Raw genomic sequence first — 25326 nt, 5'->3', positions numbered from 1 at the left:
ACGGGGAACGCTAACCCCAGTTCTCCGGGCCGCCCAGGTCCGCCGAGAGCCAGTGCTCCGGGGAGACATAGACCGCGATCTGCTCGCCATACCCCTCCGAGTATTTGAGATACCCATCGAGCAACTGCTCCGGGATATACCGGGCGGCCACCTGCCGGTGTTGGTCATGTTCGAGCGGCACGATCTTGGTCACCGGCCCCTCCACGCTCACATACCGCACCGTCGGCTGCTCACGATCGACCATGAGCGTGAGCCGACCTGCCGCCTCGATCAGCTGATGCTTGCGCGAACCCTTGCCCGTCGGAATCCAGAGATCGCCACCCGGGGTGTAGAAGTACCAGATCGGCACGGTAAGCGGAGCGCGGTCCGCACCGGCACTCACCGAGATTGCCGCCACGTGGGGCTCGGCCAGAAATGCCTGTCGTTCTTCCAAACTCAATCCCATGGCATCACCCTACGAGCCCGCACCGACAAGCGCACCGAACTCGGGTCATGGTTCACTGAACCCAACACTGCGGAAACGAAATGGCGTGGTGCACGCGTGTCATGCATCGTCGCCCTGCGCCGCTCACGGACAAACAGACATTTGAGACAAATGTCGAGGTGCTCGAGCAATTCGGTCTGCGCCGCGCGCTTTCCATCCTGACAGCGATTTGTACCGTGGCCATCGGCGCCGCCGCGATGACCTCGGCGTTCGAGGGCTTTTCGACCATTCCTGCGTTGTGCGTCGTCATCGCATTACCCACCCTGGGATGGGGCATTCGGTATGCGCGGCGCAAACCCATTACTTACGCCGAGTCGTTGGCTTGGCTCATCTATTGCGATATCGCCATCATGGTGCCGAAATGTATATGGCGAGAAGACAAGCCGGGAAGAAAGCCGCGCGTGTTTCCCATTGATGCCGCGGTATCGCGTGATTCACTTGAGCGATGGCACGACCCATCGATCTCGCCCGTCGCTTCTACGACCGGTTCGAACCCATCCACGGCATCACCTACTTCGCACCCGAGGCGCGCGCCGCGGCCGACGAGCTCGGCTACCGCGGATTCTGGCGCGGATACTTTGCCACCCGTTCGGCACCCCTGGGCATGGTGTGCCCCCGGCTCGTCGAGGCCGTGTTCTACAACTTCGCCTCATTCCGGGTCGTCAAGTCACTCGAAGGCGCCTGGGAAACCGTCAGCCCGCAACAGGCACTGTCCGCCCGGCAGGCCGGTGCTGTCGCGGCGTTACGGCGCTATGGCCTGACCGATGACGAAAATCTTTGCGCCGCAGCGGAACTGCTGGGCAGGGCGGCCCGCAACGCCTCGCCCGCGGGGCGTCCCCTCTACGCCGCGTTGACCGCCGTGCCCTGGCCCGACGAACCCCTGGCGACGCTGTGGCACGCCGCCACCCTGCTACGCGAACAGCGTGGCGATGCCCACGTCGCGGCCCTGGTCGCGGCGGGCATCGATGGCCGTGAATCGAACGTGTTTCATGTTGCGGCGGGCCGTGCCACCAAGGCCGACATCATGCGCAGCCGCGACTACGACGAGTCAGAATGGACCACACTCGAAGAGGGCTTGACTCGGCGCGGCCTACTCGACGACGGTGCCCAGCTGACGTCAGAGGGACACGCGCTCAAGACCGATATCGAGAACCGGACCGACCGGGTATCGCTGCCGGTATTCGACATTCTCAGCGATACCGAGGTGGAGGCGCTCTTTCACGCACTCACCCCCATCACCCGGCGGGTCATCGCCGGCGGCGACCTACCGGCGTCGACACCAATGGGGTTGCGGCGCAACGATCTCGATAACGAAAGTGCGAATCTGACCTAGGCCGCCAGCGCTCCCCGCTTCTTGAGCAGAGGGAGCACACCCTCGGCGAACCAATAGGCCTCCTCAAGGTGCGGGTATCCGGACAAGATGAACTCGTCGAACCCGAGCGCGTGGTACTCGGAGATCAGATTCGCGACCTCTTCATGACTGCCCACCAGCGCCGTACCCGCACCGCCGCGCACCAACCCGACACCGGCCCACAGGTTCGGGTAGATCTCCAACTTGTCGAGCCGACCGCCGTGCAGCGCCGTCATGCGCCGCTGGCCTTCGGATTCGGACTTCGAATGCAACGCGGTGGCCGTCGCCACCTGCTCCGGGGTCAACTCCGCCACGAGCGAATCGGCGACGGCCCAGGCCGCCTCGGAGGTATCCCGCGTGATCGTGTGCAGCCGGATGCCGAATCGAAGGGTGCGCCCGCGTTCCTTCGCCAGGGCACGCACCGTCTCGATCTTCGCCGCGGCCGCGGCAGGCGGCTCGCCCCACGTCAGGTACACGTCCACATGATCGGCCGCGATGGGCAACGCGGCCGGAGAGGAGCCTCCGAAATACAGCTGCGGCAAGGGTGTTGGCGGCTCCGAGACCCGCGCGTCGGTCACGGTGTAGTGCTTGCCCGAATAGTCGACGGGATCACCCTTCCAGATGTCCCGCACGATCTGCAGGAACTCCCCGGTCCGCTCATAACGCTCGTCGTGGGTGAGCCAATCGCCGAAGCGGCGCTGCTCGGTGTCGTCGCCGCCGCTGACAACGTTCAGCAGCAGGCGCCCTTCGGAGAACCGCTGGAAGGTGGCGGCCTGCTGTGCGGCGAGTGTGGGTGGCACCAGGCCGGGCCGGAAGGCGACCAGGAACTTCAGACGTTCGGTCTGCTCCAGAAGCGCCGATGCCGTCAGCCACGCATCCTCACACCAGGTGCCGGTGGGCGTCAGCACACCCTCGAAGCCCAAACGGTCCGCAGCGCGGGCGATCTCGCCGAGGTAGCGCAGGCTCGGTTCGCGGTAACCCACCGGGATGGTGTGATGCGAGGACGCGTGCGAGGCACCCACAATGGAACGGCTATCGCCATTGGTGGGCAGGAACCAGAAGAACTTGGCGGCCACGGGAATTGCTCTCCTTGTGGGTTATTGGGACTTGGTGAAGTACTGCTTGAGTGCATCGTTGTACCGGTTATCGACGAAATCAGAGAACGTGGGCTTGCTCTGAATCTGGCCCGACTGCGCGAACAGATCGGTCAGCGTCTGCTCCGAGGCCGTCACCTCGTCGGTAAGCGGTATTGGTTGTCGCAGGCTGCGTGACTGTGCCAGCTCAGCTGCGGCGGGGTCGATTCCGATTGCGGCGGCATACTTTCCATACCACTCCTGTGGATGGGCTTGGGCCCATGCGCTGGCACGCGCGATGCGCTGCACCAGGTCCGACAGTGCGGTATTGCGTTGAGCATCACGCAGTGCCACCTGCGAAGCGACGCCGAATCCGTATCCGTTCGCGACGCCGGTAGCGGTCACCAGGGTACGAACCTTCAGCTGTTTGTCGGCCAGCGCCGTGTAAGGGTCCCAGATCGCCCAGGCGTCGGCCTGTCCCTGACTCAGTGCGGTAAACGCGTCGGCGGGCTGCAGAAACACCGGCTGGATGTCCTTGATGGTGAGATTGGCCTTCTGCAGCTGAAGTAGCAGATGACCGTTCGCCGAACTCCCCTTCCCGACAGCGACCTTCTTCCCCCGCAGATCTGCCACGGATCGGATTGGGGATGTGTCGGAAACCAGGATCTGGTCACCGGAGGCGTCATTCGTATAACCAGACACCACTTTGATTCTCGCCTTGGACGCAGCCCCGAAGATCGGGGGTGTGTTGCCGGTGACGGCAAAGTCGATCTTGCCCGCGGTCAGCGCCTCGATCTGCGGCGGGCCAAAAGTGAAGGTGGAGAATTCGACCTTGTACGGCGCGTTGTCCAGTTCCCCTGCCGCGCGTAGCAGCGATTCGGTGCCACCCTTCTGATCACCCACACGCAGCGTGAGATTCGACAGCTCCGAGAGCGGGACGAGCTGCGGCACTGCGGAATCGCCCTTATCGTCGCGGCCGGAGGTGCAGGCCGTCAATGACAGCAGGATCGCTGTCGCGCTGACGATGGACTTAAACACCAAGCTGCGCAAGAAGCTCTCCTCGATAGTTCTCGGTTTCGGTGTCGTGCTTGCCCTGCGGTTTACGCGGATTGCGAATGCGCAATGTGTGCACCAACCGCCCCTCGTCCAGCACCAGGATGGTGTCGGCCAGTGATATCGCCTCGTCCACATCGTGGGTTACCAGCAGCACCCCGAACTCGTGCTCTCGCCATAGGTTCAGCAACAGTCGGTGCATCGAGAGCCGTGTCAGCGCATCGAGTGCCCCGAAGGGCTCGTCGAGCAACAGCAGCTGCGGCTCCGCGACGAGCGCACGCGCCAGCGAAACACGTTGTGCCTGCCCACCCGAGAGCGTCAGCGGCCAGGCCTGCGCCTTGTCGGCAAGCCCCACCTCATCAAGGGCCCGGTCAACGCGAGAGAGCGCTTCCACCTTGGACAACTTGGTGCGGGTGAGTCCGTACAGCACGTTATCGCGCACCGAGCGCCACGGGAAAAGTCGCGGCTCCTGGAAGGCCACGGCGGGAGCGCCCAACACCACGCGCTCACCGTCGTGGTCACCGGCAAGCCCGGACAGCACCCTGAGCACCGTCGACTTACCCGAGCCGCTGCGGCCCACCAGGGCGACGATCTCGCCACGGTCGACCCGCAGCGAGATGTCGTCGAGAACGCGATTACGCCCGTACCACTTGGTGACCGACGTCAACTCCGCCGCCGGGGTGGCGGACTGGCGCGACAAGTCTGCGAGCTCGAAAACCGCTGTCATGATCTGCCTTTCATGATCGGTACCGCAGTGCGCGCCGTTCCAGCACTCGCACAATGGCATCCGTGACTATGCCCAGCAGCGCGTAGACCACCAGCCCGAAGATGATGACGTCGATGCGCAGGAAATCGCGCGCATTGTTGATGAGGAATCCCACCCCGGCGTCGGCGTTGATCTGTTCGGCGACGATGAGCGTCAGCCAGGACAGCGCCAGGGACTGCCGTAACCCGACAAGCACCTGCGGAGTCGCACTGGGGACGACGATGACACGCAAACGCTGCCAGAACGAAAACCCAAGCACCTGTGCGGTTTCGAAAAGTTTGGGGTCTACCTGCCGGATCGCGGAGGTGGTGTTGAGGTACAGCGGGAAAGCCGCTCCAAGAGCCACCATCAGCACCTTGGGCAGCTCGCCGATGCCGAACCACAGGATGAACAACGGGATGAGTCCGAGGTGTGGCAGCGCCCGGATCATCTGCATGGTCGGGTCCACCACGGCGTCGGCAAGGCGCGACAAGCCCACCGCCGCCCCCAGTACCACGCCGACCAGACCGCCCAGCAGCAGTCCTTCGGCGGCGCGGAGGCCGGATACCCGCAGTGCGGCGGCAAGCTGTCCGTTGCCGATCAATTCGATTCCGGCGTGAGCGATTGTCGACGGGGCGGGCAATATCTCTGGGTCGATCAGCCCCCAGGCGCTGGCCGCCTGCCAGATGAGCAGCACCGCGAACGGTGAGAGAAATCGAACGATCTCCCACCGCCGATTGAGTACCCACTCCCGCCGCGACGGGGTGGCAACGGGGGCATCTGTGTCAGTCGCCGCAGTGGCCACCAACGTATTACGGGTGGTCATGAAAAGCTCAGGAATCCTCACGGGTCGGCGGCTGCGTATCGACAGTGTTGACACACTATGGGCGCGTTCGGATTCGGTGAAGAATTAATATCGCGCTGATTCGACGGGTATCCCTATCCCGGGAAAACGACAGAAATCAGCGCCAGCCGTCTGCCGCCTTGGCGGCGCGCAGCAGTTCCTCGCACAGCTCACGCAGCTCATCGTGGGTCGCACCTTCTTCGACCGCGGTGGCAACATCCTCGGCCGCACACCGCGCCTGATACACCCGGTCGGCCAGGTCCGTCGCCTCATCGGCCGTAAGCACCACGGCATCGGCGGGCACCGAGGTGCCCTTGACGGCGGCACGCTGCTCATAAGCGCGCTGACGGCAGGATTGTCGGCAGTACTGGCGTCGCCTGCCCAGTTCCGCGTCGTCGACTTCACGCCCGCACCATTTGCAGGGTTGAGCGTGTTTGCGACGTGCCACGTCTTGGAAGCGTAGCGGTGGCTCGCGACGCCAGGCGCGCAAGGTCCGCTCGGTACCAGCGAACCGCCTGACCGTCGGCGGATGTGAGAAATCGGCATCACCAAAACGGACGACATGACTGGTGAGAGCTGGTGCGACACGACTGACGCCACGTCGTGCAAAGCGATCGAGCGCAATTAGCACAATTGCAAGGAAAACGGATAATTGTGCGCTAATCTTGCCCAATCACAGCGGCATCCAACGTCGGAGGTTGTGCGATGAACAAGATCATCAAGCTTGGGCAGGCCGTGCTAGCGGCGGGTGTTATCGCCGCTCCGGTCGCTGTCATCAACGCGGGCCTGGCGTCGGCACAGCCGAGCCCCGCCCCCGCGGATGTGTGCTTCAACGGACCGTATCCCTCACCCCCGCCCCCTTGGGGGCCGGGAACCATGGAGGGCTGTGTCAACCCCGACAGCTGGTTCAGCCAGTGGGGTTGGCGGTATGCAGGACCCAACTGGCGCGGCGAAGGCGGACAACTGCCGCCTCCGGCCCCGAACTGGAAGTACGTAGGCCCGGGCTGCGAGTACTCGAGCAACCCGAACTGGCAGTACACCGGCCCGGACTGCCAACGCGAAACCCCGTAGTACGACGGCGGCTCCGGCGGCTAGTAGGAGTACGAGCCGCCGAGGGCCAGCTCGGCCTCGTGCGTCAAAATGGTCGCCAAGGCTTGCGGGTTCGACCAATAGAAGTAGTGCCCGCCGGTCACGAGGATGCTTGTGAACTCCCCCTTCGTGTACGGGGCCCATCGGCGCGGTGGCGCAAACTTCGGGATCACCTCGTCATCCTTTGCGCTCACCTCGGTGATCGCCGTCTTGATCCGGCGGCGCGAGATCGATTGCAGGCCAAGACTGAAATCGATCACCGCATGCAGCCGCGCCTGCTCCAGCAATGACTCGTCCGCTATCTTCTTCGGTGGCCACGCCCCGCGCTGCTCGTCATTGGTGAGCCTCCAGAGTGCGTGCTGTTTCGGGTTGTGGCCCCGGGTCTTGGCGTAGAGAGCATCCATGCGCCACAAGGACGGATGCCCACTCACCACCGGGACAAACCGGCCCACGGCGAAATCCCGCGACTCCAATGCCTGACAGACCGTGTAACCGAACAGGCCGCCGAAGCTCTTTCCCGCGAGAACCGGCCGACGGCAACCGAGCCCGACGATCGCCGCCGCACAGTCCTCCGACAGTGCGCGCAGGTTCTCCGGGGAGGGCTCGGTGGACCGGGTGCTGCGCCCCGGCATCCGCCACACCCCGAAGTTCACCCCTGCCAGATGCGGGACCAGGTGCTGCTCGCCGGCGTGATTGGCCCCGGCGCCCGGGAAAAACAGCACGGTGGGCAGGGACGGCTGATATGCCCTTGGCCACCACCAACATTCGAGCGGAGTCGCAACAGTCACGCCGATCCTCTATATCGCGTCATGCTCGGGATCGCCGACCCCTTGCGCAATGAGTAGTGCGACGCGGGCACCGACGGCCTCAAGCGTGAGATCCGGGGTGAACTGGAACGCACTGATCTGGATGTTCAACTGCTTACCGGCCCGTGCGGCGAACTCCACCGCCATCAGGGAATCGATACCCAGATCGGCGATAGGCCCGGTGGGATCGATGCTGTCCACGTCAACCTTGAGGACATTAGCGAGTTCCTTGGCCAGTTCCTTGGTGACCATCGGGCCGCGTTCCTCCTCGGGCAGGGCCAGCACCGCCGCACGGAAGGCGGCCTGTTCGTTCGACACCGCAGCAGCTTCCGCGGAGAGATGAGCGAAACGTGTGCTCTTGGCTGTCGAGGGCAACGGAGTGCGCAAGACTCCCCAGTCAACGCCCGCGATAGCGACATGCGGAAGCTGGAATCGGGAGCACTCGTGCATGAGCGTCGCCCCGAGATCCATGTTGAGACGGCGCAACCCGACGGAGTCGAGGAACTTCACGATGGCCTCCACCTCTGCCATCCCACCTCCGCTCATCGCGCCCCAGCTCACCGACAGGGCGGGCAGCCCGGCCGCGTGCCGTGCCTGAGCGAGCCCGTCCAGCACGCTGTTCGCGGCCGCATACGTCACCTGCGGAACAATGCCGATGAGACCACTGATCGAGGAGTACAGCACGAAGTGGTCGAGCGGTACATCGTGCTCGCGCGTGGCCTTATCCAGATTCAGGGCACCATCGACCTTCGGCGCGAAGACCTTGTACAGCGACTCCGCGCTGATATCCGCCAGCACCTCATCATGGGCCACCGCGGCGGCGTGGAAGACTCCGCGCAGCGGATGTCCCGACGCTTCCACCTTCGCGACCAGATCCGAGACCTGGTCGTAGTCGCTGATATCGATCCGCTCTTCCCACACGTCGACGTCGGCGGCGCGCAACGCCTCGATCTGCGCCCGCGCCACCTCCGTGGTGGCGCCGCTGCGACCCGCAAGGATCAGGTGGGTGGCGCCGGCCCTGGCCAACGAGCGTGCGGTGGCCAACCCGAACCCGCCGAACCCACCGCTGATGAGGTAGGAGTGGCCGGGGCGCACCGGGGCGGTATCCGGCTTGCGCGGCAGTAGCTTTGGAGTCTGATCCCGCAGATCCAGCACGATCCGGCCCATGTGCGCCGCCCGGAACACCGCTTCGAACGCTCCCACCACATCTTCGATCGGGAATCTCGTGAACGGCAGCGGGGTGAGCTTGCCGGAGGTAAGCATCTCGGTGCATTCACGCCGGAGCTCGCGGAAGGTCTCGGGCCGCAGCCGCAGCATGCGGTCCATGTCGATCGCGTGGAACGACAAGTTCCCGCTGAAGGCCTTGAGATCCACTGCGCCGCCGAAGTAGATATCCGCCTTCCCGATTTCGATGATCCGGCAGAACTCCCCGGCGACCGCGAAGTTCTGGGCGATCATCTCGCCGGGCAGCGAGTTGTAGATCACGTCGACACCGCGTCCTTCGGTGACGCGCAGTATGTCGTCGACAAACCCGACCGAGCGCGAGTCGAAGGCCGCGGTTGCGCCCAGCTCGAGCGCCGCGCGACGGCGCTCCTCGCTACCGGCAGTCGCATAGACAACCGCGCCCATGTTGACCGCGATCTGCACCGCGCCCATGCCCATGCCACCCGCCGCACCGTGGATCAGGACGGTCTCACCGGGCTGCAGATCGGCGAGTTTGTAGAAGGCGTAACCCGCCGTGAAGAACGGGACACCCGAGCCCACCGCGAGCGGATCGAAATCCTCACGCTGCAGGTGCTCTTCGTCGATCCGTTCCCATGCCGCACCGCCATCGAGATCGAACGTCAGGTAGCGTCGCAGCAGCCCACGCTCTGCCACCGCGATGCTCTCCCCGACTCTGAGCTCGTTGACCGCGGAGCCGACACGTGTGACGACACCGAATCCCTCCATCCCGGGCTCCAGCTTGAAATATGTTTCGCCGAGCTCGCGCTCCGTCAGGATTCCCAGGACCTTCAGCGGGTCCTTGTAGTTGAGTCCTACGGTTTCGACGCGGACCTCGACCTGCCGGGGTCCCGGTTCGATACGGTCGCATGCGCGCAGCGCGATGTCCTTGAGCGTGCGCGTGTCCGGAATCTGTACCTCGTAGGCCACCTCCGGGTCGGTGGGCTCGAATGGTTCTTCCCACGGCGCAACGAGTTCGGACAGTGACCGGCGCATCCGCTGGGTCCACCGCTCACCCGCGCGCACCGCGACTTCTTCGGCTCTATTCATCGCGCCGATCTCCGCCGCTACCTCGTCCGGCGTGGCTGAATCGGGCAGATCCAAGAGGGACCATTTGGCGGGGTGCTGCTCGTTGGCCAACACCCGGCGCGCTCCCACGAGCGCGGTCTGATCGAGGTCCAGGCCACTGTCGCCCGGGGCCAGGAAGGCGCGCGTGCTCACGACGACCACCTGCACATCCGGACTCACGACACCGCGTTCGGTCTCGGCTTCCAGAACCACCCGTAACGCCTGGGCGATCGTGACGAGTTGATGCAAGTTCTCCACCAACGTCTTTCCGGTGCCGACGGTCGCCAGGACACGCAGGTAGGTGTCCGCGTGTAACGCTGCCGCGAAAGCATCGGCGAGATCTGCTCCCGGGTCGGCTTTCAGGATCACGGCACCGGTGCTGGCCGCACGGCGGGCGCCTTCTGCGAAAGCGGCTGCCACATTGCCGATCTCGACGATCACATTCGCGGCCCGGGCGGCGGGCGCGGCGGCGCTTCTGGACGGGGCAGGTGCGGCGGCGGGCTGTCCCTCGGCTTCCTCTTCCAAAGGCTCCCAACGAGGCTCGTAGAAGTACTGATCAAGTTCGGACAGCGGGTCCGACGCCGATCCCACGGGCCGTAGCGTCACTCCCGTCAAGGCCAGGGCGACTTCACCGTCTTGCGAAGCGAGATAGGCGTTCGCACGTAGCGGCTGCGTGCTGGTGATCTCGACGAACGCTATCGGGTCCTGGGGCACCTCGTGGTACAGGCGTACCCGGTCCACCGAGGCCGGGATATGCGCCGTCGGAGGCACATCCAGCTCTGGACGTGCCGCCAAGAGAACCGCGATGCATTGCAGGGCGGCATCGGCGAGCGCGGGATGAACGGCGTGCCGCAGTGCCGACCCCGAAGCGTCTACCGCTTCCGGAGTCGTCAGCTGCGCAACGCAGCCGGCCGACCCGATGCGCACGCTCTGGATTCGCTGGAAGGCGGGACCGTAGGAGAGCCCGACCGCGGCCAATCCCTTGTAGACGTCTTCGCCGTCAAAGATCCTGTCGAACTCGGACTGTGCCGGAACCTCGATCCGTAAGGTCCCCAGATTCGCCTCGACCAGCCTGCCATTGGCATGTGCCGTCCACAGTTGGGTATGCGCGGAGCGGCCGTTGACGGTGAACCGCTTGGTGGGCTCGTCCACGGTGAGACGGGTAATCGGCGCGTCATGTTCGGCGACCACCAAAGGCACCGCGAAGACCACCGAGTCCAAGCCCGCCTGGCCCCGGCCGGAGCGTTGCCGCACGGCCGATAGCGCGGCATCGAGGTACGCGGTTCCCGGTAACACAATCGAGCCGAGGACAGTGTGGTCGGGCAGCCAGGGCAGATTCGCGGCGGCCAGGGTGACCTCCCACTGTGGCGTCAGCGCCTCCGCCCGGTCGCCCAGGAGCGCGAACCGATCGGCGTCGCCGTAGCGCGCACGCAACGTCAGGGCGTCCTCTTCCCACAGTTCCTCTTGCGACCAGGGGTATTTCGGCAGGTCCATGTGCGGGACCGAACCGTTCTCGTAGAGCCCGGCCTCGCCGGGCGCGTCGATGGCGCCCACCGCATACAGGTCCGTGACGGCTTGCAGCACCGACTGCTCATCATTCTGGTCGCGGTGCAAGGTCTGGACTGCGGCACCGGACACACTGTGGCGCACAAAGCTTTCTCGAATATTCCCGAGCAGGACCGGATGCGGTCCGAGCTCCAGGAACACCCGGTACCGATCCTCGATGAGGGTGTCGATGGCCTTCGCGAACAGGACGCTTTCGCGCACGTTCTTGAGCCAGTAGTCCGGGTCTGCGAATGCTGCGCTGTCGATCTTCTCACCGGTGACGGTCGAGTAGACCGGCACGTCTGCCTGCCGGGGGGCAAGGCCTGCCAGCGAGGTCGCGAGCTCCCCGAGAATCGGGTCCATGAGCTGGCTGTGATACGGAACCTCGACGTGCAGCATCCGGGCAAAGACCCCGTCTTCTGCGAGCTCATCGTGCAGTGTCTGCAGGGCCTTGGAGTCACCGGACAATGTGGTTGCCGCGGCGCTGTTGATCGCCGCGACGCACACTGCCGTTCCAAAGCGCGCGGCCCGGCGCTGGGCTTCCTCGGCATCCAGACCGACCGCGAGCATGCCGCCCGAGCCCGCTGTCTTGGCCTGCAGCCGGGAGCGATGGAAGGAAACCGTAGCGGCGTCGCGCAAGGACAACGCGCCGCTCACGTACGCCGCGGCGACCTCACCAACGCTGTGTCCTACTACCGCGGTGGGCCGGATCCCGAACTGCCGCAAATGCTCTGCCAGTGCCGACTGGACCAAGAAATTTGCCGGCTGGGCGATCTCGGTGCTGCTGACGCGAGAGTCCCCTTCGGGCCGCAGCAGCTCGGCGATCACCGACCAGCCCGAGATCTCCTGGAACACCGCGTCGATCTCGGCGGCGGTGTCACGGAAGACACCAGGGGTCTGCAACAGTCCGCGCGCCATCCCCCACCACTGAGGGCCCATCCCGCTGAAGACGAACACGGGATCGGAGATGCCCTCGACGAGAGCACGCGCCGGGGCCGCTTCCTCGCTTTCCGCATAGGAGTTCAGCTGCGCGAGAAGGTCATCGGCATCGCGATAGATGAAGCCCTTACGCAGATAATGCTGTGCCCGACGGCCGGTGGCCGCGGTCTTCAGTCGCTGCGCACCCTCCTCAGAGAGATCTGAGTCCAACAGCTCGGCGTACCGTCCGGCGACCTCGTGCAACGCTGCCCCACTGCGGGCGGAGACCGGGAAGATCCGAATGCTGTCACGTGCGGGAGCCTGCGGCTCGGCGGCCGCGGGTGGCGCCTGCACGATGACATGCGCGTTGGTCCCGCCGTAGCCGAAGCTGTTCACCGCCGCGTATGCGGGAGCTCGCAGGTCCGGGTACGGCTCGACCTCGGTCGGGATACGGATCTGCAATTCGTCGAACGGGATTTCAGGGTTGAGTTTGTCGAGGACGACCTGCGGCACGATGGTCCGCCGCTGCACGGTGAGCGCGGCCTTGATCAAACCTGCGACACCCGCCGCGGCCTCGGTATGGCCGAAGTTGTTCTTCACCGAGCCGATCACCAGCGGCTGCGTGCGACCGGGAACCTTGCCGTACGAGTGCCCCAGTGCCTGCGCCTCCAGCGGGTCGCCCACGCTGGTACCGGTGCCATGCGCCTCGATGTATCCCACCAAGGCCGGGTCGATGCCCGCCTCCTTGATCACGCGATCCGCAAGCCGCTGCTGCGACACCGGATTTGGCACGGGCAGCGCTATAGTCCTGCCGTCCTGATTGACCCCGCTGCCGCGAATCACCGCATATATATGGTCACCGTCGCGCTGTGCCTGCTCGAGGTTCTTGAGCACCACGATTCCGACGCCCTCGCCACGGCCGTAACCGTCTGCTGCCGCGTCGAACGACTTGCTGCGGCCGTCGGCCGCGAGGAATCTGCCCTTACACATGGTGATGAACGTTTCCGGCTGGAACATGACGTTCACTCCGCCGGCAAGCGCCACATCGCACTCACCGTCGGCGACCGCCCGTACCGCCAGGTGCGTGGTGACCAGAGAGGACGAACATGCCGTGTCCACGGTCATGCTCGGCCCCCAGAAGTCGAGCGCGTGGGCGATTCGGTTGGATAACAACGTCTGCGACGCGCTGAAGGCGGCGAAGTTGTTGATCTTCTCCAGGTTTCGGGCCAGGCCCCGACTGATCATGTTGTCGTTCATGAAACCGCCGATGAAGGTTCCCACGTTCCCGCCCAGCGCCTGTCCGGCGATGCCTGCGTCGTCGAGGGCTTCCCAGGTGGTTTCGAGAAGAAGCCTCTGCTGTGGGTCCAGAACGGCAGCCTCACGGTGCGAGATCCCGAAGAAATCCGCATCAAACCGTCGGAAACTCTGGGTCAGGAAGCTGCCTCGCCGCGTGTACATCCGGCCCGGCGTATCGGGATCTGGGTCGTAGTACTTATCCGCGTCCCAGCGATCCTTCGGAATATCGACGACGGCGTCGCCTTTGCGTAACACAAAGTTCCAGAAACTCTCCGGATCACCAATTCCTCCGGGAAATTTGCATCCGATGCCAATGATAGCCACTGCAACCAATGCTCGGCCCTCTCCTAGTTTTTGAACTATCGGGAGACGATGGAACTTTTTCCGAAATAGCGAGACAGTTCGAACTCATCTGGAATCATCTTGACCACTAACGATGCTGCGCCTGCCGTGTCATTCCGTGGAGTTCGGACTGTACCCGTCTGATTGGCAACACGAAGGGTGTTTCAGATGACTTTGTTGATCCCCCCGAAAGTAGCTCCATGAGAAACGCCTGGGTGTATCTCGTTGTGCTGGCGGTGCTTACCGTCGCGGCCTTGTTCATCCTCAAACTGCGCTCAAGCGAGATCCCGGATGAGGCGGCGGGGACGGTGAGCCGTCTCCCCACGTTGGGCACGCTGTCCGAACGGACGATCCAGTACGAGGCCGTCGGGCCCGACGGAACCCCGGCGACGGTGTCCTATCTCGACGACGAAGGCCACAACCAGAACGTCAACACCGTCCTGCCATGGCAAGAGGCACTGCGCACCGTGGAACCTTCGCTGGTGACGAGCATGGTCGTGCAGTCCAACAGCTCTGGCGTTGGCTGCCGGATCACCGTCAACGGCAAGGTCCGCGATGAACAAGTCGCAACCGCCAGCGGCGGGATCGCAAGCTGCAAGGTGCAAGTCGCATGAAAAAAGACGAGAGCGAAGCAGTTACGGGGCCCATACCGGCGCCCGGCGACGGTAACGGTTTCTCCGATCGATCACGGGCATTCGGGAAGCGACTACGCAACGAGTTCTCCGTGCCGTTCCGCCGAGAGACCTACGCCAGCCACGACACCGGACAGCACAGACCGCTGTACGCACGGCTGCTGTACGGGCTGTCCATCCCGATCGTCGTGCTGTGGGTGCTGCTCGCGTGCGGCCTCAATGCCGCTGGGCCCCAACTCGAGAAGGTGATCGAGGGACACGCGTTGTCCTTCCTGCCCGACGAAGCCTCTTCGGTGCAGGCGCTCTCCAACATGGGCAAGTACTTCGGAAACGGCGGCACCAACAACTTCGTCGCCGTGCTGGCGGAGGGAGACAAGGCGTTCGGCGCGGAGATGCACGGTTACTACGCCGATCTGATGGAGAAGTTCAAGGCCGACAAAAAGCACGTCGTCACGACGATCGATCTGTGGTCCGACCCGTCATTCGCCCCGGCATTCGAAAGCCAGGACCGGAAGGCCTCTTTCAGCTACCTCAACCTCGCCGGAAACATGGGCACGGCGCTGGCCATGGAATCCACCCAAGCGGTGCGCGACATCGTCAAGGCCTACCCGCCCCCCGCCGGGGTCAAGATCTACGTCACCGGACCTTCCGCGGTCGTGAATGACGAACTACTCGCAATCAACCGCTCGATCCTGCCGATCATCATCGCGTGCGCCATCTGCATCACCATCATCATGTCGTTGACCTACCGTTCGCTGTTCACGGCGGCGATGCCGCTACTGGTCGTGGCGGTCGCTCTGGTGACGGCCCGTCCGATCGTCGCACTGCTCGGTGAACGCGGGATCATCGGCATCTCCATATTTGCGTCAAGTCTGTTGGCCGGCATCGTCCTTGGCGCGGGAACGGACTATGGCATCTTCCTACTCGGCAGGTATCAAGAAGCACGGCGGGCGGGCCAGGACCCGACCACCGCCTACTTCACCGCCCTGTCGAGTGTGCAACGCATCATCTTTGCCTCCGGACTGACGGTGGCCGGCGCGACCGCCTGTATGACACTCACCCGACTCGCGGCGTTCTCCACGTCCGGTCTGCCCTGCACCATCGGCATCCTCACCGCCCTTGCCGCGGCGTTGACCCTCGGCCCCGCGCTGCTGGCGATCGGATGCAGGCTCGGACTGTATGAGCCGCGCGGAGATCGGGCCATCCGACGCTGGAGGCGCATCGCCACGCACGTGGTCCGTTGGCCCGGCCCCGTACTCGCCGGCAGCCTCGCCGTGCTCGCGCTCGCGATTCTCGTCCTACCGACGTATGTCATCAGCTACAACGAACGCGCGGCACAGCCGGCCAATACCGAGGCGAACCTGGGCCTGGACGCCGCAGACCGGCACCTGCCGCCCAACATGCTGAACCCCAACCTGCTGTTCGTCGAATCCGATCACGACATGCGTAACTCCGCCGACCTGATCGCGCTCGCCAAGCTGACCAATGCCGTCTACAGCGTGGACGGCGTGCAAGCGGTCCAGGGCATTACCCGCCCACTCATATCGCCACTGCCCCAAGGAACCCTGACCTATCAAGGCGGGTACATCGGTGAGCGCATGTCCCAAATCGCCGAGATGGTCAGCACACAGCTCAACGGCATCGCAAGAATCACCGGCCAGATCGATCAGCTCTCCGTCGGTGTCAAGGTGGTCCTCAAGGACCTCCGAGTCACCCAACGGGCCGTCGACCTGCCCGGCGGCGGGGGCCAGGCCACCCGAGCGCGCCTCATCGACCTGTTGAAGATGGCGAAGGGCATCCACAATGAGATGCAGCCCATGCTCGCCGCCGGTATCGACACGGCGGGACAGCTCGTCGATATGGTCCCGGACTGTAAGCAGCTGCTGCCCTGCAATACCGCGCTCACCGGCCTGGCCGTTCTCGACGGACTCAATCAGGCCGGAGGGCGAAAGTTCGAGGATCTCGTGGACGCCTCCCGCGTGGCCTCGGAGTCATTGCCGAACCTGGTGGCACAAGTTCAGCTGCTGGACCGTTTCCTCAGCGACGCACAACGAACGCTGACCCCCATCCGCGGCATGGCGGACTCGCTGCTCGTACAGATGAACGAGGTGACCCAATTCCTGCGTGAGATCGCCGACACCTATATGAAGGGAGACCCGAGCGGGTACTTCTTCCTTCCGAGTCAGGCCTTCGAATCCCCGTTGTTCCAGTCCGCACTCTCCGTCTTCTTCTCACCGGACGGCAAGATCACCCGAATGCTCGTCATGGGCGATGTGAACTCGTTCAGCAGAGAGAGCATGGACTACAGCGCGAAGATCATCCCCGCGGCGCAATCGGCACTCAAGGGCACCTCGCTCGGCGGGAGCCAGGTGAGCATCGGCGGCGCCGGCGGCACGCTGCTCAACATCGCCGCCTTCGCCAGGGAGGACTTCATCACCAGCGCCGTGGCGGCCTTCGCATTCGTGTTCTGCGTGGTCCTGCTGCTGCTGCGCAGCTTCGTCGCCGCGATCGCCGTCGTGGGCACGGTGGGGCTGTCGTTCTTGTCCGCGTGGGGTCTGAGTGTCGCCATCTGGCAACACGGTGTCGGTCTGCCCCTGCACTGGGCGGTGGCGCCATGCTCCTTCATATTTCTTGTCGCGGTCGGCGCCGATTACAACCTGCTGCTCGTCGCCCGATTCAAAGAAGAGCTCCGCGCCGGAATCAAGACGGGCATCATCCGCTCCATGGTGGGAACCGGCAGCGTGGTCACCACAGCGGGCCTGATTTTCGGTTTCACGATGTTCGCGCTGATCGCCGGCTACTCCAGCACACTCGCACAGATCGGCACGACCGTCGGCGTCGGACTCCTGCTCGACACTCTCATCGTCCGTTCACTCGTCATCCCCTCCATCGCGACCATTCTGGGCCGCTGGTTCTGGTGGCCCATGCGTGTGCCGTGCCGCGCATTGCGGGAAACGGATCCGGCATTGGTCGGCCCGCGGCACAGCGCGAGCCAGGCATAAAAAGGAAATCCGTGTACAGAAATTGCAGAATTGGTAATTGTCGTCCACCAGATTTGGAAGACCGGGTATGAGTGCGAATAGTCGCCGTCTTGATCGCCGGGCGAGTTTTACCGCGCAATCCTGCGCCGCGCAACGCGCGGCCGAGACGATGCAATCACCCCGCCGGCGTCTCCTCAACGATCCCTACTCACGCTATTTCATCCGTAGCCCGCTATTACGTGCCTGTTTGATTCATCCGCTGGTGGCCCGCGGATTTATCGGGGTACTCAAATCGGTATTCGGCGCCGCAGGTCACTTCTTTTTGGTATTGCGGGTGCGCTATACCGATGACGTCCTCAAGAAAGCCATCGATGATGGCGTTGATCAACTCGTGCTCCTGGGCGCGGGGTTCGACACCACTACCTTGCGCCGCGTCGCGCACGGCCCGATCAAGATCTTCGAGGTCGACGCACCGACTACCCAGGCGGACAAACGAGCCGTCATGGAACGGCTCCAACTAACCGACAGCAGCGATGAAATCGTGTGGGTTCCTTGCGATTTCGAACATGACGTACTCCGCGAAAGGCTCCTCGCCAGCGGATTCGATCCCACCCGGCCAAGCCTGTTCGTCTGGCTCGGCGTGACCGCCTACCTCACCCAAGACGCGCTCGACGCGACACTTGCCGACCTCGCGACGGTCTGCGCGCCCGGAAGCCTGCTGGTTTTCGACTACCTGGACACCAGTGTCGTCACGGGCGGAGACAACAAGTCGGTGCGTGCCCGGCTATGGACCGAAGCGGCGGCACGGTTCGGCGAGCCGTACCTCACCGGTCTCACCGCGGCAGACGCCGACGCGCTGCTGGCCTCGCACGGATTCCAGTGCCGCCAGCACCTGACCACGCTCGAATTGCTGCGGCATTACGCACCGGCATACGCCAGTCGATCACCTGCCGACGGCCGGGCGGCGATCACCACAGCGCAGCGCACCTGACGGTGGGCTCGCCACATATCCGCGAAGCGAGCGGTGACGGCCGCAACGGCGTTCACCAGCTATAATGAGGGCCACAACCTGCATGAACAGGGAACTAATGCCCCGGGTACGGCGTTGAGTTAGACAGCCACCAGCAATTTGAGCGCGGGATCCGAGTGCAGAGACCCGCAGTGAAGAGGAGAAGTACACATGGCAGATCGTGTTCTACGAGGCAGCCGACTCGGTGCCGTCAGCTACGAAACCGATCGTGACCACGACCTGGCGCCTCGCCGCATGGCTCGCTACCGCACCGAGAACGGTGAAGAGTTCGACGTTCCCTTCGCCCACGACGCCGAGATCCCGGCGAACTGGGCATGCCGCAATGGCCTGGAGGGCACCCTGCTCGACGGCGACGTGCCCGAGCCCAAGAAGGTCAAGCCCCCGCGCACGCACTGGGACATGCTCCTGGAGCGCCGCAGCGTTGAGGAGCTCGACGAGCTGCTCAAAGAGCGTCTGGAACTGATCAAGGGCCGTCGCCGGGGCTAGAACCACCCGCCCTGATGAGCGCCCGGCAGGTCCGTCTCGGGTTCCGCCGTGCTGATCACCGGTGCCGCCAGCGGCATGGGAAAGGCCACGGCCCGGATTTTCGCCGAAGACGGCGCGTTTGTCGCGGTCACCGATCTTCGGCTGGAGGATGCGCAGGCGGTTGCCGCCGAGATCGGTCAGTCCGCCGTGCCGTGGGCACTGGATGTCACCGACGAGGCACAGATCATCGAGGTCGTCGCGGCGGTTGCCGATCGGTTCGGCCGGCTGGACATTGTGGTGAACAACGCGGGTTTCGCGGCGTTCAGATCACTTGATGACCCCGACTACGGCAGCACCTGGGATCGCTCACTTGCCGTCCACCTGAGCGCACCCCAACGGATCGTCCGTGCGGCACTTCCGTTTCTGCGCAACTCCCCCGCCCCGCGCGTAGTGAACATCGCCTCGACGGAAGCCCTCGGCGCCACGCCGTACGACAGCCCGTACGCTGCGGCCAAAGCCGGTCTGGCTGGCCTGACCAGGAGTTTGGCGGTCGACCTGGGCCGGGAGGGAATCACCGTGAACTGCATCTGCCCGGGTCCCATCGATACCGCGATGACCGCAGCGATCTCGGCTCAGGACAAGGACACCTATGCGCGCAGGCGCACCGCACTGCGTCGCTACGGCCGCGCCGAAGAGGTCGCCCACATGACGCTGAGCGTGTGCCTACCGGCCGCCTCGTACCTGACCGGCACGGTCATCCCCGTCGACGGCGGCCTGATGGCCCGCAATGCGTGAGGACTGACTCCCTCAGCGATTGATGCCGCGGGCCCGGTCCAGACGGCTTTGGACGCCCCATTTGGTCACCTTGACCAGGGCTTCGTTGATGATGGACCCACTCATCTTGGATTCGCCGATCGCGCGTTCGGTGAAGGTGATCGGCACCTCCGCAACCTCGAAGCCGTGCGCGATGGTGCGCAGGGTGAGGTCGATCTGGAAGCAGTACCCGTGCGATTCCACCGCCGCCAGATCCAGCTTCTCGAGCACCTCACGCCGGTAGGCGCGATAGCCCGCGGTGATGTCGTGCGGCTTCACACCCAGCACCAGCCGGGCATACACGTTCGCACTCCGGGACAGCACCAGGCGCCGCCACGGCCAGTTGACGACGGTACCGCCGGGTACGTAGCGAGATCCGATCGCTAGATCGGCTCCGGCGTCGACGGCGTCAAGCAGCCGGGACAGCTGTTCGGGTGCGTGGCTGCCGTCGGCGTCCATCTCCACCAGCACCGAGTACTGGCGCGCCAGGCCCCAGCCGAAGCCCGCGATGTAGGCCGCACCGAGGCCACCCTTTTCCTTGCGGTGCATGACATGTACGCGGTCGGGGTCGGCGAGCGCCGCCTCGTCGGCCAGTTCGCCGGTACCGTCCGGGCTACCGTCGTCAACGATCAGCACGTGCACATCGGGTTGCGCCTTGTGCAACCGACTAAGGATCAGCGGGAGATTCTCCCGCTCGTTGTACGTCGGAATGATCACCAGGGTCCGGGCGCTCGGACGTTCGGTCACGGGATCCACTCCGGTCAGGTCTCCTTAATCGGTGAGGCCGGTTCTACCTCATATTTGGGCCTCTTCAGCCCTCCATTGTGCAGTATCGCCAGGCCAGCCGAGGCCAGGACGGCAAGTCCGGCGATCAGAGCCAGCGCCCACTCCACCCACGGACCCCATTGCGTGGCCGGTGTCACGTCGTTGTGCAGCCGCACCTGCATGTCGATGTAGGCCGGTTCGAAGAACTTGGTGCGCCCCGCGTCGACGCCGTCGGGAGAGATAAACGCGCTGATCCCGGTGGTGCCGACGACGATGACTTCCCGATCGTGCTCGACGGCCCGCACCTTGGAGATGGCCAGTTGCTGTTCACTCATCGCCGTACCGAACAGGGCGTTATTACTCGGCACGGTGAGTATCTCGGCACCGTTCAGGGTGGACTGCCGCAGCGCCCGATCGAACAGAACCTCCCAGCAGGTGGCAACGCCGATCTTCACGCCGCCCGCCGTGACGACGCCGTTGCCGTCTCCGGGGACGAAGTATCCGGCCCGGTCCGCGTACTTGGAGAAGTGCGCGAAGAAGGTCCGCCACGGTAAATACTCACCGAATGGCTGCACGATCTGCTTGTCGTGACGCTCGCCGGGGCCGCTGTCGGGATCCCAGACGATCACCGAATTGATCGATTTGGGCTGTTCGGGGGTGGAATCTGGATGCCGCAGCACGCCGCCGACCAGGATGGGAACGCCGATGGCCTGCGCCGCCTCGGTGATTGCCTCGGCTGCGTCGGCGTTGCGGATCGGATCGATGTCCGAGGAGTTCTCCGGCCACACCACGAACTGCGGCGCCGGGGCCTTGCCCGCCTTCACGTCCGCGGCCAGCAAGAGCGTTTCCTTGACGTGATAGTCGAGCACGGCGCGCCGCTGTGCGTTGAAATCTAGCCCCAGCCGGGGCACGTTCCCCTGCACCGCGGCGACGGTGACACTGCGGCCATCGGTGGCGCCGTGGCTGGCGTGTCGAACCTGCTGCCAGCTCACCGCCATGGCGAAGAGCACGAGGCAGACGCACGCCCCGGGCAGCAGCACCGAGGGCACCGGACGCGCACCGCCTGGTCCCACCGAGGGGCTGCGCCACCAGCGGTACATCTCAATGCCGAGCGCGGTCACCGCGAACGCGCCCAGGGCCACCGTGAAGGACACCAATGGCGCGCCCCCGTACCGAGCCAGGCTCAGCATCGGACCATCGCCCTGACCGAAAGCGACTCGACCCCATGGGAATCCGCCAAACGGAACGCTTGCCTTACCCCATTCGGCGGCAGACCACGCGGCAGCGAACCACAGCGGCCAGCCCGGCAGCCGACGCACGGCGACGGCCAGCACGCCGAACAGGGCGACCCAGGTCGCGCACAGCAACGACAGCGCCAGCCACGGGACGACGCCCACCAGCTGGCCCGTCCACGGCAGCAGCGGAACGTAGAAGGCGAGACCGAACAGCAGCCCGTACCCCAGCCCACCACGCAGCCTGGTGTTCGACGACCACAGCACCAAACCCAGGATGGACAGCGCCGGGAAGGCCGCCCACCAGAAACCCCAGGGCGGGAAGCTCGCGCACAACAGGAGACCGCCGATCACCGCCGCACCCTGGCGGGGCGCCGCGCGCAGCCAGGCCCGGCCGAACGCGATACTGCGGGCACGCACCGCCGCCGCGAAGGCCGCGCCACGTGAAGGCCCGGTTTTCGCCGGAGCCTCCGGCTCCTCGTCGGCCGGAACGTCGGCGGCCTCGGCCAGCTCGGTCACGTCCTGGTCGACAATCTCCTCAACGGACTCGTCGACAGTTTCGTCAGCCATGGATCACCGTGCCACGGTGCACAGTTCGTAGACACTTGGGAAGCACAGCGGCGGCGTCCGATAAGTCCGGCAGGGCGGGGACACGCGAGCGTGGGTCGGTGGACCACCGCTGTACACCCGGTTGGCTGGTGTTGATGGTCAACTCCCCCGTCTCCCAAATCGCATAGCTGGCAAGTGCTCCCGGGATCAGCGTGCCCGTGGCACCGTCATGAACTCCCTGGGCGCGCCAGCCACCTCGGGTGGCGGCGCCGAACGCCGCGCGGACCGAGACGGAACTGGTTGGGGTGCGATGATGGGCTGCCGCCCGCACCGTCATCCACGGATCCAGGGGCGTGACAGGGGCGTCAGAACCGAACGCGAGGGGCACGCCTTGGGATGCTAACAGCGCCAGCGGGTTTAGCTGAGTACCTCGATCCACGCCGAGTCGTTCCGCGTACATACCATCGGGGCCGCCCCAGAGGGCGTCAAAGGCCGGTTGCACACTGGCGATCACCCCAAGGCGACCGAGCTGCTCCGCCTGTGCCGCCGAGATCATTTCCAGGTGCTCAAGGCGGTGCCCGCACCGAGCCACAGCCGGTATGCCGTGCCGGGTGGCGACGCGGTCCAGCGCGTCGATCACCTGAGTGACAGCAGCGTCACCGATCACGTGGAATCCCGCGGTAATACCGGCCCGTGTGCACGAGTCCAGGTGCGTCTCAACGGTTTCGGCATCCAGATGCATGGTGCCGCAGGTGTGTGGTGCGTCGTGATAGGGCTCCTGCAGCCAGGCGGTGTGCGATCCCAACGCACCGTCGACGAAGAGGTCTCCGGCCAGACCGGCGGCCCCCGTCAACGCGATGAGCTCGCGCGCGTGCTCGGCGTCGCGCGCCGGCTCGCCCCAATATCCGGTGACCTGCACGCCATGCTCGGTGGCCAACAGCTCGCGGAAATCGTCCAAACCACTGATCTCCGGCCCGCCGCACTCGTGCACCGACACCAGACCCAGCGATGCCGCACTGTCCAGCGCCGCGCGCCGCGCTGTCGCACGCCCATTGACGGAGAGCGCGCCGCGCGCATGTGCCCGTAACAGGTGATGAGCCGCACCGGCCACCGGATGTTCGGGATGAAATCCCGTGGCCCCGGCAAGCCCGGGTACCTGCTGCCGCAGCGCGGTCGACGCCGCAGCCGAATGCACATCGATCCGGCTGAGGTAGACGGCCCGGCCAGGCGCGGCCTCGTCGAGATCGACAGTGGTCAGCGGCTGCCGCTCGGGCCATCGCGATTCGTCCCAGCCATGCCCCCAGATCACCTCATCGGAGTGCTCGCCGGCGTACGCGGTCAGTCGGGCCAGGCACTGCTCCCGCGAAGACATCCCGGACAAGTCGAGCCCGATGAGGGACAGTCCGATGGCGGTGAGATGAACATGGGCGTCGACGAACGCGGGCGCGACGAAGGCACCCTCGAGGTCGACGATGTCGGCGTTCGGGAACTCGGCACGACCGAGGTCGTCCTCGCCGATCCAGCTGATGACATCGCCGGTCACGGCCATCGCGGTCGCCGCCGGATGCGACGGGCTATGCACGCGCGCATTGACGAGCAGTTGAGTCTGCACTCGCTAATTCTGCCGGGTTCGGGCGGTGTCTACGCAGGCAGGTCGTGGCCGGGACGGTATCGCCGAGACGGTCCGGCTTGCTCGTCACTCACGTCGATGACCTCACCGTCGATGTAATCGACGGTGCTCGCCCGTGTTTGAGCCCCCTGAAAGGCGCCGTATCCGGTGGGTATGACGGTGATGAGGGGCGCACGCCTACTCAGCTGGCGGGCCGCGACCAGGGTCAAGACCGGCCGCAGGACCGCTCGGGTCGGGGGCAGCAGCATCAGCAGTCCGATGACCGAGGAGACCAGTCCGGGAATCACCACCGCAATGGTTCCCAGCGCGATGAGCGCGCCGTCCGCGACGGCCCCTCCCGGGGATCTGACTCCACGTCGCAGCTGATCAACGGCGCGTCGAGCCTGAGAGCCGGCAAGTATGAGACCGGCCACGAAGGCGGCAAGGACGGCGATGATGGTCCAGCCGATACCCACCGCCGAGGTCAACGCCACCAGGGCGGACACCTCCACGATCACGTACAGCAGAAACAGACCAAGCCACATATCCGGTCAACGAGCCGACCCGTCGCCGGGTTCCCGACTCACGCCGCGGTTCAGGCGGTGATGGCCAACCCGATGGTGCCGCTGCTGCCGCGACGCACGATGCTCGCCTTGACCAGCACCCAGCCCAACAGCCCGTACTTGCGCGTGATGGCCGCGCGGGCTCGCTGCGTGCCCTCGGTATCCAGGACGCGCGCGGTGCCCTCGATCTCGCCGCTGCGGACCTTGCCGCGCACATCGCAGATGGCCAGCGAGACCCGCGGGGTGTTTCGGATCCGGCGCACCTTCCAGGACGTCGTCTCGGTCCACACGAGAAGTTCACCGTCCTCGGGCGCCGCCCATACCGCGGCAGGTTTGGCCCGGCCGTCCTTGGTGTAGGTGGTCAGCAGGACATACTTGGCAGCACAGACTTCGTCGAATGTCGGCACCGGGAGGTTCGCACCCATGCCGACCAGTCTAGAAACCTCAGGGCGCTTCCGGCGCGCCGAGCGTCACTGAAATCCCAACCCTGGCGCCGTTACGCCGGTCCAGCCAGGCGGTCACGATCCGGCTGGCCAGCCCGTATCGGCTGACCACCGCCGACCGAATACGCGCCACGGACGCCGGATCCTCGACGATCACCGCGGTGGCGTCGGCGGACGGGCTGATCACCCGGCCGCGCCGAGTACAGACGGCCACCCGCACCTTCCTGTTGCGCCGGATCCTTCCGACCTTCCAGGTGTTGGCACTTGTGGTCAACAGAAGCTCGTCGCCCTCTGCCACGAAGCCCATCGGAGTTGGCTTGGGCACACCGTCTTTGGTGAATGTGGTCAACAGGATGTAGCGGCCCGCCGCCACCGTGCCGATGTTCAAGCCGATATCCCGGGCCATGCT

The 25326-nt window shown here is 65.0% G+C and carries 21 protein-coding genes; 7 read left to right on the top strand and 14 right to left on the bottom strand.

Going from position 1 to position 25326, the window contains the following annotated elements:
* Positions 1-10 precede the first annotated feature (10 nt).
* On the bottom strand, positions 11-445 hold the full coding sequence (locus HBA99_RS11120) for a pyridoxamine 5'-phosphate oxidase family protein (protein WP_070924435.1): 435 nt from the start codon (positions 443-445) through the stop codon (positions 11-13).
* 484 nt (positions 446-929) lie between these two features.
* Between HBA99_RS11120 and HBA99_RS11115 the strand changes: the two genes are divergently transcribed.
* Complete coding sequence (locus tag HBA99_RS11115) at positions 930-1817, top strand: SCO6745 family protein (RefSeq protein ID WP_070924436.1); 888 nt, start codon at positions 930-932, stop codon at positions 1815-1817.
* Here HBA99_RS11115 and HBA99_RS11110 read toward each other — a convergent pair.
* The 5 genes from HBA99_RS11110 to HBA99_RS11090 all read right to left on the bottom strand — a co-directional run bounded on the left by HBA99_RS11110 (position 1814) and on the right by HBA99_RS11090 (position 5998).
* Positions 1814-2911, bottom strand: coding sequence for an LLM class flavin-dependent oxidoreductase (locus HBA99_RS11110; RefSeq protein ID WP_057967054.1), 1098 nt, complete (start codon positions 2909-2911; stop codon positions 1814-1816). The genes HBA99_RS11115 and HBA99_RS11110 overlap by 4 nt on opposite strands.
* Positions 2912-2932: 21 nt before the next feature.
* Positions 2933-3958 (bottom strand): ABC transporter substrate-binding protein, encoded by a 1026-nt coding sequence (locus HBA99_RS11105; RefSeq protein ID WP_070951048.1) that lies wholly within the window; start codon positions 3956-3958, stop codon positions 2933-2935.
* Complete coding sequence (locus tag HBA99_RS11100; protein ID WP_070924438.1) at positions 3939-4688, bottom strand: ABC transporter ATP-binding protein; 750 nt, start codon at positions 4686-4688, stop codon at positions 3939-3941. Before HBA99_RS11100 ends, HBA99_RS11105 begins: the two co-directional genes overlap by 20 nt.
* Before the next feature lie 10 nt (positions 4689-4698).
* Entirely contained in the window at positions 4699-5532 is an 834-nt protein-coding gene (locus HBA99_RS11095; RefSeq protein ID WP_030095656.1) for an ABC transporter permease, read from the bottom strand.
* Positions 5533-5668: 136 nt separating this feature from the next.
* Positions 5669-5998 (bottom strand): hypothetical protein, encoded by a 330-nt coding sequence (locus HBA99_RS11090; protein ID WP_030095655.1) that lies wholly within the window; start codon positions 5996-5998, stop codon positions 5669-5671.
* A gap of 257 nt (positions 5999-6255) precedes the next feature.
* On the opposite strand from HBA99_RS11090, the gene HBA99_RS11085 reads away from it, so the two are divergent.
* Entirely contained in the window at positions 6256-6621 is a 366-nt protein-coding gene (locus HBA99_RS11085; protein ID WP_030095654.1) for a hypothetical protein, read from the top strand.
* Between the two features lie 20 nt (positions 6622-6641).
* Here the strand turns inward: HBA99_RS11085 and HBA99_RS11080 are convergent, their stop codons facing one another.
* A complete protein-coding gene (locus HBA99_RS11080; RefSeq protein WP_030095653.1) occupies positions 6642-7361 on the bottom strand; it encodes a thioesterase II family protein in 720 nt (239 codons plus the stop codon).
* A gap of 75 nt (positions 7362-7436) precedes the next feature.
* Positions 7437-13826: a type I polyketide synthase gene (locus HBA99_RS11075; RefSeq protein WP_070951049.1), complete on the bottom strand. Its 6390-nt coding sequence runs from the start codon at positions 13824-13826 to the stop codon at positions 7437-7439.
* Positions 13827-14050: 224 nt separating this feature from the next.
* On the opposite strand from HBA99_RS11075, the gene HBA99_RS11070 reads away from it, so the two are divergent.
* From HBA99_RS11070 to HBA99_RS11050, 5 genes are all read left to right on the top strand, one after another.
* Positions 14051-14449, top strand: a complete 399-nt coding sequence (locus HBA99_RS11070) for an MmpS family transport accessory protein (RefSeq protein WP_052399513.1) — start codon at positions 14051-14053, stop codon at positions 14447-14449.
* Positions 14446-17469 (top strand): MMPL/RND family transporter, encoded by a 3024-nt coding sequence (locus HBA99_RS11065; RefSeq protein ID WP_070949721.1) that lies wholly within the window; start codon positions 14446-14448, stop codon positions 17467-17469. The genes HBA99_RS11070 and HBA99_RS11065 overlap by 4 nt, the downstream gene beginning before the upstream one ends.
* A 67-nt stretch (positions 17470-17536) precedes the next feature.
* On the top strand, positions 17537-18439 hold the full coding sequence (locus HBA99_RS11060) for a class I SAM-dependent methyltransferase (protein ID WP_070951050.1): 903 nt from the start codon (positions 17537-17539) through the stop codon (positions 18437-18439).
* A 189-nt stretch (positions 18440-18628) separates the two neighbouring features.
* Positions 18629-18964: an RNA polymerase-binding protein RbpA gene (locus HBA99_RS11055; RefSeq protein ID WP_005061379.1), complete on the top strand. Its 336-nt coding sequence runs from the start codon at positions 18629-18631 to the stop codon at positions 18962-18964.
* Between the two features lie 51 nt (positions 18965-19015).
* On the top strand, positions 19016-19738 hold the full coding sequence (locus HBA99_RS11050) for an SDR family NAD(P)-dependent oxidoreductase (protein WP_234798086.1): 723 nt from the start codon (positions 19016-19018) through the stop codon (positions 19736-19738).
* A gap of 12 nt (positions 19739-19750) precedes the next feature.
* On the opposite strand, the gene HBA99_RS11045 is transcribed toward HBA99_RS11050, so the two are convergent.
* From HBA99_RS11045 to HBA99_RS11020, 6 genes are all read right to left on the bottom strand, one after another.
* Positions 19751-20512, bottom strand: coding sequence for a polyprenol monophosphomannose synthase (locus tag HBA99_RS11045; RefSeq protein WP_070949724.1), 762 nt, complete (start codon positions 20510-20512; stop codon positions 19751-19753).
* A 5-nt stretch (positions 20513-20517) separates the two neighbouring features.
* On the bottom strand, positions 20518-22323 hold the full coding sequence (gene lnt / locus HBA99_RS11040) for an apolipoprotein N-acyltransferase (RefSeq protein ID WP_070951052.1): 1806 nt from the start codon (positions 22321-22323) through the stop codon (positions 20518-20520).
* Positions 22316-23851 (bottom strand): amidohydrolase, encoded by a 1536-nt coding sequence (locus HBA99_RS11035; RefSeq protein ID WP_070924598.1) that lies wholly within the window; start codon positions 23849-23851, stop codon positions 22316-22318. The genes lnt and HBA99_RS11035 overlap by 8 nt, the downstream gene beginning before the upstream one ends.
* 92 nt (positions 23852-23943) lie before the next feature.
* Positions 23944-24456, bottom strand: coding sequence for an FxsA family protein (locus HBA99_RS11030; RefSeq protein WP_070951053.1), 513 nt, complete (start codon positions 24454-24456; stop codon positions 23944-23946).
* A 50-nt stretch (positions 24457-24506) separates the two neighbouring features.
* Complete coding sequence (locus HBA99_RS11025) at positions 24507-24908, bottom strand: PPOX class F420-dependent oxidoreductase (protein WP_057967044.1); 402 nt, start codon at positions 24906-24908, stop codon at positions 24507-24509.
* A gap of 10 nt (positions 24909-24918) precedes the next feature.
* Positions 24919-25323, bottom strand: a complete 405-nt coding sequence (locus HBA99_RS11020) for a PPOX class F420-dependent oxidoreductase (protein WP_070951054.1) — start codon at positions 25321-25323, stop codon at positions 24919-24921.
* Positions 25324-25326 lie beyond the last annotated feature (3 nt).

It is taken from the genome of Mycobacteroides chelonae, from assembly GCF_016767715.1.
Classification (GTDB): domain Bacteria; phylum Actinomycetota; class Actinomycetes; order Mycobacteriales; family Mycobacteriaceae; genus Mycobacterium; species Mycobacterium gwanakae.
Note: the sequence above shows the minus strand (reverse complement) of the source record. Positions and strands in the feature narration are given on the sequence as shown.

Excerpts from the sequence above, each read along its gene's own strand:
- HBA99_RS11120 (WP_070924435.1), bottom strand. The coding sequence starts at position 445 with ATGGGATTGAGTTTGGAAGAACGACAGGCATTTCTGGCCGAGCCCCAC.
- HBA99_RS11115 (WP_070924436.1), top strand. The coding sequence starts at position 930 with ATGGCACGACCCATCGATCTCGCCCGTCGCTTCTACGACCGGTTCGAA.
- HBA99_RS11100 (WP_070924438.1), bottom strand. The coding sequence starts at position 4,688 with ATGACAGCGGTTTTCGAGCTCGCAGACTTGTCGCGCCAGTCCGCCACC.
- HBA99_RS11095 (WP_030095656.1), bottom strand. The coding sequence starts at position 5,532 with ATGACCACCCGTAATACGTTGGTGGCCACTGCGGCGACTGACACAGAT.
- HBA99_RS11085 (WP_030095654.1), top strand. The coding sequence starts at position 6,256 with ATGAACAAGATCATCAAGCTTGGGCAGGCCGTGCTAGCGGCGGGTGTT.
- HBA99_RS11065 (WP_070949721.1), top strand. The coding sequence starts at position 14,446 with ATGAAAAAAGACGAGAGCGAAGCAGTTACGGGGCCCATACCGGCGCCC.
- HBA99_RS11060 (WP_070951050.1), top strand. The coding sequence starts at position 17,537 with ATGAGTGCGAATAGTCGCCGTCTTGATCGCCGGGCGAGTTTTACCGCG.
- HBA99_RS11055 (WP_005061379.1), top strand. The coding sequence starts at position 18,629 with ATGGCAGATCGTGTTCTACGAGGCAGCCGACTCGGTGCCGTCAGCTAC.
- lnt (WP_070951052.1), bottom strand. The coding sequence starts at position 22,323 with ATGGCTGACGAAACTGTCGACGAGTCCGTTGAGGAGATTGTCGACCAG.
- HBA99_RS11035 (WP_070924598.1), bottom strand. The coding sequence starts at position 23,851 with ATGGCCGTGACCGGCGATGTCATCAGCTGGATCGGCGAGGACGACCTC.
- HBA99_RS11030 (WP_070951053.1), bottom strand. The coding sequence starts at position 24,456 with ATGTGGCTTGGTCTGTTTCTGCTGTACGTGATCGTGGAGGTGTCCGCC.
- HBA99_RS11020 (WP_070951054.1), bottom strand. The coding sequence starts at position 25,323 with ATGGCCCGGGATATCGGCTTGAACATCGGCACGGTGGCGGCGGGCCGC.